This is a genomic window from Fredinandcohnia onubensis (genome assembly GCF_002734215.1).
GTDB lineage: Bacteria > Bacillota > Bacilli > Bacillales > Bacillaceae_L > Ferdinandcohnia > Ferdinandcohnia onubensis.
The window spans coordinates 61471-75572 of the sequence record NZ_NSEB01000003.1 but is presented as its reverse complement, the minus strand read 5'-3'; the positions used below and the strand labels follow the sequence as shown (position 1 = coordinate 75572).

The 14102-nt window shown below is 37.4% G+C and carries 13 protein-coding genes; 7 read left to right on the top strand and 6 right to left on the bottom strand.

All coding sequences use genetic code 11. The features are described from left to right. Positions 1–64 precede the first annotated feature (64 nt). The 5 genes from lsrF to CKK03_RS02200 form a co-directional block, all read right to left on the bottom strand. Complete coding sequence (gene lsrF, locus CKK03_RS02220; protein WP_099361001.1) at positions 65–946, bottom strand: 3-hydroxy-5-phosphonooxypentane-2,4-dione thiolase; 882 nt, start codon at positions 944–946, stop codon at positions 65–67. A 77-nt stretch (positions 947–1023) separates the two neighbouring features. After that, positions 1024–2109, bottom strand: coding sequence for an autoinducer 2 ABC transporter substrate-binding protein LsrB (gene lsrB / locus CKK03_RS02215; RefSeq protein ID WP_099361000.1), 1086 nt, complete (start codon positions 2107–2109; stop codon positions 1024–1026). After that, positions 2102–3109, bottom strand: a complete 1008-nt coding sequence (locus CKK03_RS02210) for an ABC transporter permease (RefSeq protein WP_099361168.1) — start codon at positions 3107–3109, stop codon at positions 2102–2104. Before CKK03_RS02210 ends, lsrB begins: the two co-directional genes overlap by 8 nt. Positions 3110–3117: 8 nt before the next feature. Beyond that, positions 3118–4275, bottom strand: a complete 1158-nt coding sequence (locus CKK03_RS02205) for an ABC transporter permease (RefSeq protein ID WP_245863959.1) — start codon at positions 4273–4275, stop codon at positions 3118–3120. Beyond that, positions 4272–5780: a sugar ABC transporter ATP-binding protein gene (locus tag CKK03_RS02200; protein ID WP_099360999.1), complete on the bottom strand. Its 1509-nt coding sequence runs from the start codon at positions 5778–5780 to the stop codon at positions 4272–4274. The genes CKK03_RS02205 and CKK03_RS02200 overlap by 4 nt, the downstream gene beginning before the upstream one ends. 323 nt (positions 5781–6103) lie before the next feature. Here CKK03_RS02200 and CKK03_RS02195 point away from each other — a divergent pair, with 323 nt between their 5' ends. From CKK03_RS02195 to CKK03_RS02180, 4 genes are read left to right on the top strand one after another with little or no spacing between them, the layout of a single operon-like run. Then, positions 6104–7021 carry a sugar-binding transcriptional regulator gene (locus CKK03_RS02195; protein WP_099360998.1) on the top strand — a complete coding sequence of 306 codons (918 nt, stop codon included), beginning with the start codon at positions 6104–6106 and terminating at the stop codon, positions 7019–7021. Positions 7022–7060: 39 nt separating this feature from the next. Further along, positions 7061–8629 carry an autoinducer-2 kinase gene (gene lsrK / locus CKK03_RS02190; RefSeq protein WP_099360997.1) on the top strand — a complete coding sequence of 523 codons (1569 nt, stop codon included), beginning with the start codon at positions 7061–7063 and terminating at the stop codon, positions 8627–8629. Positions 8630–8688: 59 nt separating this feature from the next. Then, positions 8689–9042, top strand: coding sequence for a cupin domain-containing protein (locus CKK03_RS02185; RefSeq protein WP_099360996.1), 354 nt, complete (start codon positions 8689–8691; stop codon positions 9040–9042). A gap of 29 nt (positions 9043–9071) precedes the next feature. Further along, complete coding sequence (locus CKK03_RS02180; protein WP_099360995.1) at positions 9072–10007, top strand: aldo/keto reductase; 936 nt, start codon at positions 9072–9074, stop codon at positions 10005–10007. A 77-nt stretch (positions 10008–10084) separates the two neighbouring features. Here CKK03_RS02180 and CKK03_RS02175 read toward each other — a convergent pair whose 3' ends face one another. Then, the gene (locus CKK03_RS02175; RefSeq protein WP_099360994.1) at positions 10085–10864 is read right to left on the bottom strand and encodes a Cof-type HAD-IIB family hydrolase; all 780 of its coding nucleotides are present in this window, start codon (positions 10862–10864) and stop codon (positions 10085–10087) included. Between the two features lie 226 nt (positions 10865–11090). Between CKK03_RS02175 and CKK03_RS02170 the strand changes: the two genes are divergently transcribed. The 3 genes from CKK03_RS02170 (at position 11091) to CKK03_RS02160 (ending at position 14082) form a co-directional block, all read left to right on the top strand. Continuing rightward, complete coding sequence (locus CKK03_RS02170; protein WP_099360993.1) at positions 11091–12266, top strand: SLC45 family MFS transporter; 1176 nt, start codon at positions 11091–11093, stop codon at positions 12264–12266. A 192-nt stretch (positions 12267–12458) separates the two neighbouring features. Further along, positions 12459–12863 carry a MarR family winged helix-turn-helix transcriptional regulator gene (locus CKK03_RS02165; protein ID WP_099360992.1) on the top strand — a complete coding sequence of 135 codons (405 nt, stop codon included), beginning with the start codon at positions 12459–12461 and terminating at the stop codon, positions 12861–12863. 4 nt (positions 12864–12867) lie between these two features. Beyond that, positions 12868–14082: an MFS transporter gene (locus tag CKK03_RS02160; RefSeq protein WP_425432836.1), complete on the top strand. Its 1215-nt coding sequence runs from the start codon at positions 12868–12870 to the stop codon at positions 14080–14082. The last annotated feature ends 20 nt before the right edge of the window (positions 14083–14102 follow it).

Sequence of the window (14102 nt, the reverse complement as noted above, 5' to 3'; positions counted from 1 at the left end):
AGACCAACAAAAATCAAGCTTCTACCTTTATCTAGGCAGAAGCTTGATGTCTAATAATTTTGGATTATTGATTCGTTAAATCTAAGAAAAACTCATATGCTTCTTTATCCGTATATCCTTCATGAACAACCTTTCCAACAGCCTGAATCATTTCCTCAGGGTATTCTGATTGGAAGATGTTTCTTCCCATATCAACTCCAGCTGCTCCTCCCTGTATCGAATTATAAGCTAAGGAAAGTGCATCCTTTTCAGGGATCTTCTTACCGCCCGCAACTACTAATGGTACAGGACAAGCGGAGGCTACCTTTTCAAAATCATCACAATAATAGGTTTTGACAATTTGCACACCAAATTCTGCTAGCATTCTAGTTGCTAAGAGGAAGAATTGGGTTGTGCGTTCCATTTCCTTCCCGACTGCAACAACACCCATAGTTGGTATGGAATACCTCGTTCCTAAATTGACTGCTTTATTTAATTGTTCGATTGTTTCCTTTTGCCCATCAGCTCCGATGAAGGTTTGGATGGCTATCGCACTTGCGTTCATTCGAATTGCATCTTCAATATCAACAACCATCGATTCGTGACTCAAGTCATCCTGCAATACACTTGAGCCTGATGACGCCCGGAGCGCTATTGATTTATTAAAGGTTGGGGGGACACTACTTCTGATTGCCCCTCTAGTTCCCATTAAGCAATCAGCGTAATTTGCTAATTTTGGAATAAGGATATCTAATCTTTCTAAGCCAGATGTTGGTCCCATAAAATATCCATGGTCGAAAGCCAACATGACTGTCTTTTGACTTTTAGGATTAAAAATTCTTGATAATCGATCCTTCATTCCCCAATCTAAATTAGCTGCTCCTTTCACATGAAAGTTACCGTTATTGGCAAAAGGAGTTTCCTCTAAAAATTTCTTTGCCGCTTTGTTTCCAATTACATCTGCCATTTTTTTCTTCCTCTCCTTACTGTATATCTAGAATCGTATCAAAAAGAAATAAGCGAAAATTCGTCCAAAGTAGGGTTTTAGAAATCATAGTCGCCTGTATTATCCTTCGTGAATACGATCCTTTCAGGTAATACAATAATTCCGGAATCTTCGGCCTCGTACTCATAACCTTGAACAGTATTTGGCTCTACTTTTACCTCCCCTAGTTCCGGAACATCTACAGTGTCACCCACTTTTAGTTCATTTCCTTGAGCTAAATAGTATGCAATATAGACTGCGAGAGCCCCTTGGTCTTTTACGTCCCATAAACCATGGTTTTCGATCGTATCATTTTCAATATACTGTCTCATAGAATTTGGAGATGCAAATCCAGTAATGATCACATCATCCTTATTTAGTCCTTTATTTTGTGCCGCTTGTGCCATTGCAGGTAGAGCAGTTGAGTCAGGACAAATAATGATATCGATATCTGAATATGAATCTAAAATACTTTCACCCACTTGGAGAGATTTTTGTTCATTCCCTTCACCAAATTGAGTTGTTACAACTTCCCATTTAGGATATTTTTCTTTTATATATTTATTTGCATAATCAACCCATGAATTTTGATCAGGCACAGTTGGACTTGAGTAGAACCATGCGACCTGTTGTGCTTCATCAGGATTTTCAAGTTGACTTGCTGCCATGTCGACTAGCATTGCACCAAGGATGTCTGGTGTACCTTGATTTATATATGCAGTTCGATATTTCGGGTCAACATCTGAATCCCACGTAACAACTTTAATTCCTGCATCTAATGCTTTTTGTAAAGCTTGATTTAAACCATCTGAGGTAACTGATGATATCGCAATTGCATCCGCACCACTATTGACTGCACTATTAATAATCTGCACCTGATTTGCAACTGTACCCTCTGGTGCACCATCATATTTCACATTAAATCCAATCTTTTCGGCCATTTCTTGTGCTCCATCATTTCCTGATTCAAAAAATGCATTCCCCGTCATTTTCGGAATAAAGACTACTTCAATATCTCCTGCATCTTTTTCTCCACCGGAACCATTATCTGTACTGTTTCCAGCATCTTTACCGCTACAGGCTGCTAATAATAATGTGGAAAGAGCCACTCCCGTTAATAGTTTAAAAAACTTGGATTTACGCATGTAGATTTCCCCCTCTGTCCTTTTTAATCGTTAAGAACCTTTTCACCTTGGACTTGAATCCTGGAACACCTAAGAATGCAACCGAAGTAATTAAGAGCAATCCTGTAGCTAAACCTATATATTGTGTTTGAACTCCTCCCATTTGCAATCCTAGCTTTAAGAAACCAACAACTATGCTTGCAAGTGCAGTGCCGATAACACCCCCTTTACCTCCAGTTATTAATGTTCCTCCTAGGACAACAGCTGTTAAAATTGGCATTAAATACTCCGCACCGAAATCGGCTCGAGAACTTCCCAAATACGAAGTTAAAATTACCCCAGCAACACCTGCACTTAACCCAGATAAAATATAGGTACTAGTGATAATCTTCCTAGTATCAATACCTGAGTAATCCGCAGCGTTTTGATTAATTCCAGTTAAATAGATGTATCTCCCATATCTCGTTCTATGAAGTAGAATATAAGCAATCACTAGTATTACAAGAAAGAGGATAACGGAATTTGGTATTCCAAGAATTTTTCCATTTGCTAGATTTATAAACTCTTGCGAAAATCCAGAAATCCCTTCATATGTGCTTGTTCCCGATAAACCAACTAATACAATTGCAATTCCACTATATAAAAGCATTCCGCCTAGCGTTATAACCATGGCCTGAACTTTGGCATATGCGATAAGTACTCCATTCAGCAAACCACAGAATCCTCCAACTAGTACTGCTAAAAGAGCCGCAATCCAAATATTCATTCCAACAAATTGTGCTAGAATACCCGTTACTACAGAGGTTAGCCCGATAATAGATCCCCCTGAAATATCGATACCACCTGTAATAACGACAAATGTCACAAAAAAAGCAATGATGGCAATTCCCACAAAGTCATTAAAACTATTTAAAAGAACATTTATATTCCAAAACCTTGGGTTAATTAAACCAAAGATAATAATTTCACCAACTAACGTTAGAAAAAGGATCAAATTCCACTTCGGTATTTTTTTCAGCATCTCAAACTTCACACCTCCTCCTTCAAAGTTAGCACTCTCGCATTTAACCTTTCCTTTTTCGCCCTCTTATTAGCTCTACGGAAAATGAGTACATCAACTACCACAATAATGATCAATAGAGACCCTGAGATTGTGGCATTCCAAAATGCTGGAACTTTTAAGAATACTAAAGCCGAATTAATTGAACTCATAATAATGGCTCCAATCGCCGCACCAATGACAGAACCTATGCCCCCGCTTAAGGAGACTCCTCCAAGAACAGCGGCTGCGATTACCGTCATCTCTATCCCTAACCCCGCAGTGGTTGAAATAAAACCAACCTGACTTGCAAAGATGAGTCCGGCTAAACTAGCTGAGATTCCGCAAATGACAAATGATATGATTTTATACCTTATTACGGGTATTCCCATTAATATAGCTCCATCCTCATTATCACCAATAGCCGAGAAGTACCTCCCTTTCCTACTATTTGACAAGTAAAGATGTAGGATAATAACGGCTGAAATCACAATAATCCCTAATAGATTCATTCCCAGTAGATCAATCTGTGAGATCTGCTTGAAATTTGCAGGAAGATTTTCAATCCATTTTCCATCTGTGTAAATTACTTGTACAACCCTTACAATTTCCAACATACCTAGAGTCATAATGAACGAAGATATTTTTAGTTTTGTAACCCCTATTCCATTGACTAAACCGATCAACGCGCCAATGGCAATCGCTACAATAAATGCTAGGAAGATACTTCCTCCATCCCTCACAATGACACCGCTTACTGCAGCGCTTAGTCCCAAAGTACCTCCAACAGAGATATCAATTTCTCCTGTCAATAGAACGAAAGTCAATCCAACAGCAAGGACTATATATAGCAAACTATTTTTCACAGAATTTAGTATATTTTCCAGAGCAAGAAAGTCAGAGTTAACTAGACCTACCAGCAAAAAAATGATAATCAAGAAGATAATGGTTCTAAATTCCCTATGCTTTGTTAGATTGATGATTTTAGACATGCCTATCACTTCTTCCTTTAAGAGGATGTTCAAAAAGTCGGGTAAAAATGACGCATCGAATTTCTGCGTTGGCTTGCTTCTCCGTTCCTCACGTATTAACTGCATACGCTCCGGTACTCGAAGCTGCACCGCCTTGATCTTCTCGGTCCTTTTCATCCTCCTTTTTGAACTGGATTCTTGTATGTTCCAAATGCAGCACTCATCACGTTTGTTGCATTAATCTCATCAAATCCAAGACAATCCTCACACGTTCCACGATAAATGGCATATATTCGATCACTAATTCTTTCAATTTCTTCTAAATCTGAAGAGACCAATAAAATCGAATATCCTTGTTCTTTTAGTTGAGTGATAATCGAGTAAATATCACTTCTCGCTGCTGCATCAATTCCCCTGGTAGGTTCATCCATTATGATAAGCTGTGGATTCGTTGATAAAATCCTGGCTATGATTACTTTTTGTTGATTTCCGCCAGACAATGATTTAATTTCATCATTTTGGCTACTTATTTTAATGCTTAATTTATTAACGTATTCATTCGTAATTGCTTCTTCCAAATCTTTCTTTAGGAAAAAGCCTTGATTTCTGATTACTTGTGCAGTGATATTACTACTTACCGAACTAATTGAAAAAGTTCCGTTTAGAAACCGATCCTCCGGAATATAGGCTAAGCCACTTTCAATTGTTTCGTTTGCTGGTAAGTCCGTAATATCCTTTCCATTCAAATAAACTTTCCCGCTACTTATCTTATTAATTCCATATATAGCCTCTGCAATTTCAGTTCTACCTGCCCCAACAAGACCTGCAAGGCCGACTACCTCCCCCTTATAAACATCGAAGCTTATATTTTTAAAACCATCACCACTAATATCTTTGACCTTAAGGATCGGTTCTTCTTTATCACGATTTATGAACCTTTTCCTAAATTCTTCTTTACCGTTTCGTTTGCTTTCTACTGGTAACAATCCATTAATTAACATTTCTTTTGTGAAGTCCTGGATTTCACCTTTTAACGTCACTTTACCGTCTCGTAGAATGACAGCATGTGTCGATATCTGAAAAACCTCATCAAGTCTATGAGTGATATAAAAAACTCCTACACCATCGGCCTTTAACTTCTCAATTAGTTTGAATAAGCTTTTCGTCTCTGCAAATGTTAGAGAAGATGTTGGTTCATCTAAAATAAGGATCTTCGCATTCCTTAACAGACCTTTTATGATTTCTACTTGTTGCTGCTCAGCAATTGACAATGAAATTGCATATCTATTCAAATCCAAATCCCAGCCTAGTTGGTGAATTAATTTCTTTGCCTGCTCCCTTACCTCTTGTTTTTTCCTATTCAACCCAATTGTGAGATTTTGCTCAACTGACATATTTGGAAATAATAAGGGTTCTTGAGGCACCAAGTAGATTCCTTTTTCGTGCGCAATCGATGGATTAAATTGGTTCATCTTCTCTCCATTTACCTCTATACTTCCACTATCCGCTTTATAGACTCCTGTAAGAATCTTCATCAGTGTACTCTTTCCAGCACCATTTCCACCGATAATCGAGATTACTTCAGATTCATAAATTTCTAGAGAGACACCCTTAAGGACTTCATTTCGGTTAAAAGTCTTATAGATATTGTCTAGCCTTACCAACCTATTTTTCACTTCCATAAAAACCCCCCATACCTAAAAATCTCTCTATTTTTGTAATCGCTTTCTTTTAGCGGTTTTAGATTGGTTTTAAAACATTTTATTAAGGCAGGATAAAATTATCCATTTTCATAATTATTAAAATTTTATAAGTCATAGAACTTTTATATTACATATATATTCCTAGTCTCGAGATTATTCGCATAATAATAAAAGGTTTTTTCTGTAAATGGTTTTTCATGAACTTTGGAAATTGGGATGTTATGTTTGTATCATTTTTGAACATTTGTTGGCATATGAATAAATTGTATTAACCAAAAATATAGTTAAGAAGAGTGATTATAATGAACTATGAAAATGACTTAATCGTAAAAATTGCGTGGCAATATTATATTGAAGGTTTAACGCAGAATGAGATATCAGAATCTCTTAATTTATCAAGAATGAAGGTTATTAAATACCTTGAAAAAGCAAAAACAAACAATGTGATACAATTTAAAATCAACCTGGAAGAAATTGAGAATCTTAGTCTCCAAAATAAGATTAAGAAAAAATATAATCTAAAGGATATCATCATTGTACCTACGTCAAATCAAAAGAATGTTGAAAGTTTAACGATAGCTGCTGCCCAGTATATAGAAGATCGAATTACAAGTGATACGATGTTAAGTATTGGTTACGGAGAAGCTGTATCTAGAACTTTAGGACATTTGCGTATCTCAACAAAATACAAAGTGACATTTGTTTCTCTTTCTGGCGGTGTAAAATTCTACATGCCTACTGCTATCGATACGAGATCAGACTACTATACGAACCCTAACTACAATCATTACATTGTTCCTTCCCCCTTAATCGTTTCCTCTAAAAATATTGCAGAGCATTTACGAAAGGAACAATCAGTAAGCAAAATATTAGATATGATACCGTATACGAATTTAACAGTAATCGGAATAGGCGCTCTGAATGATCGAGCCACCTTAATTAAAGAAGGCTATTTCAATACAAATGACTTTGAAATATTAAAGTCAAAAGGTGCAGTTGGCGATTTACTATGCCAGTTTTACGACATCAATGGCAATGTTTTAGATTTAGATTTTCATAAACAACTAATTAGTACTGAAATTGATGTACTAAAATCCCTTAATCATGTAGTAGCTGTTGCTGGCGGCCTTGAAAAAAAAGATGCAATAATTGGTGCACTTAAGGGGGGATATATTGATGTTCTAATTACTGATGAATCAGTTGCCCAAGGTTTGATATAAAGAGAGAACACTATCTTTTTTGATAAGGGGGAAATAGGAATGAAGGGGAAATTCCTAATGGCTATCGATGCTGGAACTGGAAGTGTGAGAGTAATCTTATTTGACACAACTGGCCAAGAGGTTTGCGTTTCACAGGCTGAATGGACACATCATGAAGATAAAAGATATCCAGGCTCTATGGATTTTGATATCAATAAAAATATCAGTATCATTACTGACCTCATCAAAGAAACGATCGACAAAAGTAAAATAGACCCAAGTGATATACTTGCCATTTCTACGACTAGTATGAGAGAAGCCATCGTTTTATATGATGACAAAGGCAAGGAATTATGGGCATGTGCGAATGTTGACTCACGTTCAACCAATGAAGTTGCAAATCTATATAGCCAGAGCGATTCACTAGAATCCGAGATTTATAAACTCTCTGGTCAGACATTTTCCTTAGGTGCCATCCCTCGAATACTTTGGGTTAAAAATAACCTCCCTGACACATACGAAAAGATAAAATACGTAACGATGCTTAATGACTGGATAACCTATCGTCTCACAGATATAATCTCAGTCGAGCCTTCAAACGGCTGTACTACTGGACTCTTTGATTTAAAAAGCAGGTTATGGGATCCAAGTATCGCCGAAAAAGTAAACTTGAGAAATGATATTTTTCCAATTGTATATGAAAGTGGTACGGTAATTGGAAACGTAACGAATAAAATGGCAACGCTTACAGGATTAAGCCCTCAAACAATTGTTGTTGCTGGAGGTGGAGATGCGCAGCTTGGTTGTATTGGTGTAGGGGTTATTAATGAAGGAGATGCCGCTATTTTTGGAGGGAGCTTCTGGCAGTACGAATATACGACAAATCATGTTGAAATCGACGATGAATGCAGAGTTCGAATTAATTGCCATGCTGTACCTAATACTTGGCAATACGAAGCAATTGCCTTTTTTCCAGGCTTAGTGATGAGATGGTTTAGAGATAGTTTTTGTGAGCTTGAAAAGGACATTCAAGATAAAACCGGAGAAAGTATTTATGTTCAGATGGAAAAACGAGCACAAAACATTCCTGCCGGAAGCTTTGGGTTGCTATGCACTTTTTCAGATCAAATGAACTATAAATCTTGGAAGCATGCCGCCCCTGGTTTTATTAATTTTAAACTTGATTCCCAGAAGTATAACAAAGCAAGCTTTTATAGATCTATTATGGAAAATTCAGCTTTTGTAACAAAAGGGAATATCGAATTGGTTAATGCTTTAACAAATACTTCCCCTGAATCAATTATTTTTGCGGGTGGAGCTTCGAAAAGTGAGTTGTGGTGCCAGATTGTTTCCGATGTCCTTAATAAACCTATAAAAGTTCCGGTTGTAAAGGAATCGACTGCCCTAGGTGCCGCTATTTGTGCAGGTGTGGGCGCGAAGGTCTATGAGGATTTTAATGATGCTATAGCAAAAGTCATTCATTTCGAAAGAACCTATTTACCAAATCAAGAAAATCGGGAAGTGTATGATGAGTTATTCAGTAAGTGGAAGGACATTTACAAGCATCAGCTTGAATTAGCAAATAGTGGTTTAACTGAGCATATGTGGATAGCACCTGGAATCAAATGAGCCTCGGCGAATTTGCGCCCGAATATTAGGCTTAAAATAAGCGACTTGGAGTGATAACAATGACGGTTATTAATGAGAGCGAAAAGGAATACAGATTTGGTGATAGTGGTCCGAAATATCTTCAAAGAGGTCCAAGAATGAACTTTGGTGTAGTCGTTTTAAAACCTGGTCAAGACTTCCCTGCCCATTACCATAATGTTATGGAGGAAAATTTCTTTATTCTTGAAGGCGAATTGGAAATCCACATCGATGGCGAAGTTTTCAATTGCACTAAAGGGGATTTTATCCATGTCGAGCCGAAAAAAGTTCATTATCTTGTGAATAAAGGGGAAACAAATTTTAAGGCCGCATTTATGCTCTCCCCTTATCAGGAAAAAGATAAAGTTGATGTTGATTATAAGCCCTTGAAATAAAATGTTTTCGCTTAGAGGAGATGCTTTACATGACAAAACAAGTTCGTTTAGGTAGAACCGATATATATATTAATCCAATCGGGTTGGGAGCAAATGCGATTGGTGGTCATAATATCTATTCAAACCTCGATGATGAGGTTGGGAAAGATTTAGTAAGAACAGCATTTCATCATGAAATCAATTTTATAGATACGGCATATAGCTATGGATTTGGAAGGTCAGAAGAATTGATTGGTGAAGTTGTAAGTGAGAAGAAAAATCGCGCTGATGTCATTATTGCAACAAAGGGTGGCCCCAAGCTTATTAATCAAAAAATACAATTTGATAACTCCCCTTCTTTCCTAAAGCAAGAGGTTGAAGAAAGCCTAAAGCGCTTAAAAACAGACTATATTGATATCTATTATATTCACAAACCCGATAAAACAACGCCTAAAGCTGAGGCTATCGGTGCTTTGAAAGAGCTTAAAGACGAAGGGAAAATACGAGTAATCGGGGTATCAAACTTTTCAATAGATCAACTAAGAGAAGCGAACCAGGACGGTTACGTAGATGTATATCAGGGTGGATATCATTTATTAGATAGAGGATTAGAAAATGACATTATACCTTACACGATTGAGAACAATATTTCGTTTATACAATTTTATCCTTTAGCAGCAGGTTTGCTAACCGGTAAGTTTTCAAAGGACTCCACATTCACTGACCTTCGAGCAAGATTACCTTATTTTAAAGCGGAATCATACCTGCAAAATCTTGAAAAGGTAGAGCAATTACGAACCATATCCGAATCAAAAAATGTTGAAATGGCACATCTTGTCCTTGCCTGGTACTTAAGTCGTGATGGAATTGATTCTGTTATCCCTGGGGCAAAACGACCGGAACAAATTGTTAGTAACCTTAAAGCTTTAGAAATAACATTAACACCAAAAGAAATTCAGGATATAGATGATATCTTTAAATCATGAATGATGAAACATAAAAAGAGCGAAAGCAACAAGGTTTTTCGTGCTTTTGCTCTTTTCATTTTGGTTCACGACTATTTCTATAACAACCCTACCATTTTTAGTCCGTGTAGGATTCCGTCTTCCTCAACTGATTTGGTTACGTACTTCGCTACTTCTTTTACTTCGTCCAGTCCGTTCCCCATGGCTACACTATTTTGAACAGTGGTGAGCATTTCCATATCATTTAACCCATCGCCAAAGGCATAAATGCGTTCTGAAGGAATCCCTATTTTATCAACAAGTTTCTCTATTCCGTTTGCTTTTGAACCCCCGCTTGGGATGACGTCTACAGAAACCGGATGCCAGCGCACAAAATCAAAGTCCTTGTATTCTTTTTCATATTGCCCTTCTTCGCCTTCTTGGACAAATAATAACGATTGGAACAATTTACGTCCTTCATAATACTTTGGATCATAGGTTGGAAAACTTTTGATTTTTAATGTTGCAATGCTTTCCGTAATAAATTCATGTTCAGGCACATTTGCTTTCATGTCCTCGTGGTCCATGTAAACGATCGGATGATTGTTGGCAAGTGCCTTTTCAGTTAATTGAATAAGGGCTTCTTCATTTAACGGATTTGTATAGATTTCTTCACCGTTTAACACAACATACTGCCCATTGTAGCTAACATATGTACCGATTCCTAGCTCTTCGCGAAGGTCTTCAAACATAAAAGGAGCACGGCCAGTAGCAATCGCAACTTCATGTCCGAGTTCCTTTAGTTTAAAGATGGCTTCCTTCGTTGAAGATGGCAGTTTTTTATCATGGTTCAAGAGTGTTCCATCTATGTCAAAAAAAATTAAGCTACGTTCTTTCATTTCATCTTCCCACTTTCTATCTCACTTTTGCTCAATCACATATTGTCTACGATACATTATTTTCGCGCTTTAAACAAATGAAACAAATCTTAAAGAATAGGTATAAAAACAGGCAAAAAGCACTATGATCTGGCATAAATTAGAAGTATGTTTGATATATTCAGTAGAAGTCCCAATGGGTACAAATACGCCAAGGCGCATTTGATCTACATCAAGGAGAGCGAGCATGAAAAAAACTTGGTTATTAGGGTTTGGCTTTTTTAGCATTAGTCTAGGATGGTCTTTGTATAACGGATTTGTTCCTTTTTTTCTGGATAATTTCATTACTAGTACAGCTTTGATCGGGTTTCTTATGACCATCGATAATTATATTGCTCTCTTTTTACAGCCGTATATTGGACAATTAAGTGATCGAACTCGAACTCGCTTTGGACGCAGGATGCCTTATTTACTTGTTGGTGTGCCACTTGCAGCCCTATTTTACACCCTCATTCCCTTCCACACTGGGCTAATATCCTTACTGATATTTATGTTATGTATGAACTTATCGATGTCGATTTTCCGTTCCCCTACGATAGCTTTGATGCCCGATATCACCCCAGAACAAGACCGTACAAAAGCAAACGGAATTATCAATTTTATGGGGGGCTGTGGTGCTATCTTAGCATTTAGTATCGGCTCATTCTTATTCAGCGTCGATGAGACTCTCCCATTTCTTGCCGTTTCCGTTGTTTTCCTACTCACCCTTTGGATTGTATTTAAACAGATAAAAGAACAACGTGATGCCCTTTCCTATACAGAAACAGTTATACCAAGGATAAATTATAAGGAAGAATTGAATGCCTCGACGATGTACCTCTTGGCAGCTATCTTTTTTTGGTTTATTGCCATACAAGGAATGGAGGCTTTGTTTACCCTATATGGTGTAAATGAATTAGGTCTTTCCAGAAGCGCTTCTGCTTTTTCACTTACTTTTTTTTCATTAAGTTTTGTGATTTCAGCCATTCCAAGTGGCCTCCTAGGTGCAAAAATTGGCAAGAAAAAAGTTATTGTCATCGGTGTCATTGGGCTAATTGTTTCGTTTTTACTATTAAACTGGGTTGATTCGGTTATTCTCTTGAGGGCGATTTTATTTTTGGGAGGCATATTTTGGGCATTTGTTAACATTAACGCATACCCCTTTATTGTTTCGACGGGAAGTGAAAAAAGCTTCGGAACGAGAACGGGGCTTTATTATTTAGTTTCCTCATTGGCAGCGATCACGTCACCCCCGACTCTTGGATACTTAATTGACCTGTTTGGATTCAGTGTGTTATTTCTTGCTGCAGCAGGGAGCCTAGTTTTTGCATTGGTTTTTATTACCAGGGTAAAAGAGCAGGAAAGCCCGGTGCTTGGCTCATAGCGAATCCTCAAGCAATGATCATAAAAGGCGTGTAAACTGGAAACAGTTTTATCACGCTTTTTTCATTTTTATATGTTTATTTCATAGACTATTACAATGATGTCTGATATTATAATCAAATGGTTACCCTCGTTAACTATTACCTTGAGTAACTATTTCCAAAAGAGGTGAAATTCAATCGAAAATTTTCAATTGTTTTTTCAACAACTAACTCAATTATATCGACCATTTGAGAGTAAGCTGAATGTTGAACTTGGTAAACACCAGCTTTATAGAGCACAATGGTCCATACTGTACTACATTGTAAACTTTGGCTCACCTACACTCGTGGAAATTTCTAATTACCTAGGAGTCGAAAAGCCAACTGTTACAAGAACCATCAATCGTTTAGAAGAACTCGGATATGTAGAAAACATTCCTGGGAAAGACAAGCGAGAAAAAAGAATGCAGCTTACTGACCTTGGTAAAAAAGTGTATCTAGAAGTCAGGGAAACAGTTGATGAATTTGAAAAGGAAATAATAGAGGGGGTATCTGAAAAGGAACTACTCCAAGCCATTCAGATTATGAAAACAATACGAAACAATTTAATAAAGTGAGGGGATTTTCAACTTGGATAATCAAAAACTGTGGACGAAGGATTTTATTATTGTGTCCTCCATCAACTTTTTCTTAACCTTTATCTTTTATCTATTGGTTGTCATCATTGCCGTTTATGCGGTTGATGAATATGGTGCTTCTACGAGCCAAGCAGGGCTTGTCACAGGTATCTTTATTGTCGGAACGTTAATTGGCCGACTTTTTATTGGCCGTTATATCGATATGATTGGTCGTAAAAAAACATTATTTATTGGGTTGATTCTTTTTACAATCACAACCTTCTTATACTTCGTACATGCCGGAATCACGTTTCTCCTAATTAATCGTTTCATTCACGGCATTACACTTGGCATCGCTAGCACCGCGACTGGTACAATTGTTGCTCAAATCATCCCGCCTAAACGTAGAGGTGAAGGAATTGGCTATTTTAGTATGAGTGCGACACTAGCAACGGCGATCGGACCATTTATCGGATTATTTATGTCTCAGCATACGAGCTACCAGGTTATCTTCGGTCTATGTCTTGTGATTGGGGTCATCACTCTTCTCACTTCACTCATCCTTTATGTGCCACCAATCGAAGTACAATCAAATCAAACTCAAGAGAAAAAAGGCTTTTCAATTGCGAATTATGTGGAACCGAAAGCACTTCCGATTGCGATTGTTACTTTTGCAATTTCGCTTTGTTACGCAAGTGTTCTTTCGTTTATCAATTTCTATGCGATTGAAATTGAATTAGTAACTGCAGCAAGCTTCTTCTTCCTTGTGTATTCCATTGCGATTCTGCTTTCTCGTCCTTTCACTGGACGGTTAATGGATATAAAAGGTGCAAATTACGTCATGTATCCAGCCTTTATCCTATTAGCAATTGGTATGTTTCTATTAAGTATTGCTCACAACAGCATAACTCTCCTACTTTCTGGTGCACTTATCGGGCTAGGATTCGGAAATATGCAGTCATGTACTCAAGCAGTTGCGATCAAGTTAACACCAGCACATCGTATGGGGCTTGCGACCTCAACTTTCTATATCTTCTTGGATGCAGGGCTTGGGTTTGGCCCTTATCTATTAGGATTTCTTGTTCCAATTACAGGATACAGCAAGCTCTATTCTATTCTAGGAATTGTGGCTTTAGCGAGTATTATTCTTTACTTCTTTATGCATGGGAAGAAGGAATCTGCAGGTCGAAAAAATCAAACATTACCATTATCCATGTAAAAATAAAGCCTTGCTCGGCA

Excerpts from the sequence above, each read along its gene's own strand:
- CKK03_RS02170 (WP_099360993.1), top strand. The coding sequence starts at position 11,091 with ATGAAAAAAACTTGGTTATTAGGGTTTGGCTTTTTTAGCATTAGTCTA.
- CKK03_RS02180 (WP_099360995.1), top strand. The coding sequence starts at position 9,072 with ATGACAAAACAAGTTCGTTTAGGTAGAACCGATATATATATTAATCCA.
- CKK03_RS02195 (WP_099360998.1), top strand. The coding sequence starts at position 6,104 with ATGAACTATGAAAATGACTTAATCGTAAAAATTGCGTGGCAATATTAT.
- lsrF (WP_099361001.1), bottom strand. The coding sequence starts at position 946 with ATGGCAGATGTAATTGGAAACAAAGCGGCAAAGAAATTTTTAGAGGAA.
- lsrK (WP_099360997.1), top strand. The coding sequence starts at position 7,061 with ATGAAGGGGAAATTCCTAATGGCTATCGATGCTGGAACTGGAAGTGTG.
- CKK03_RS02200 (WP_099360999.1), bottom strand. The coding sequence starts at position 5,780 with ATGGAAGTGAAAAATAGGTTGGTAAGGCTAGACAATATCTATAAGACT.
- CKK03_RS02185 (WP_099360996.1), top strand. The coding sequence starts at position 8,689 with ATGACGGTTATTAATGAGAGCGAAAAGGAATACAGATTTGGTGATAGT.
- CKK03_RS02210 (WP_099361168.1), bottom strand. The coding sequence starts at position 3,109 with ATGCTGAAAAAAATACCGAAGTGGAATTTGATCCTTTTTCTAACGTTA.
- CKK03_RS02175 (WP_099360994.1), bottom strand. The coding sequence starts at position 10,864 with ATGAAAGAACGTAGCTTAATTTTTTTTGACATAGATGGAACACTCTTG.
- lsrB (WP_099361000.1), bottom strand. The coding sequence starts at position 2,109 with ATGCGTAAATCCAAGTTTTTTAAACTATTAACGGGAGTGGCTCTTTCC.
- CKK03_RS02205 (WP_245863959.1), bottom strand. The coding sequence starts at position 4,275 with ATGAAAAGGACCGAGAAGATCAAGGCGGTGCAGCTTCGAGTACCGGAG.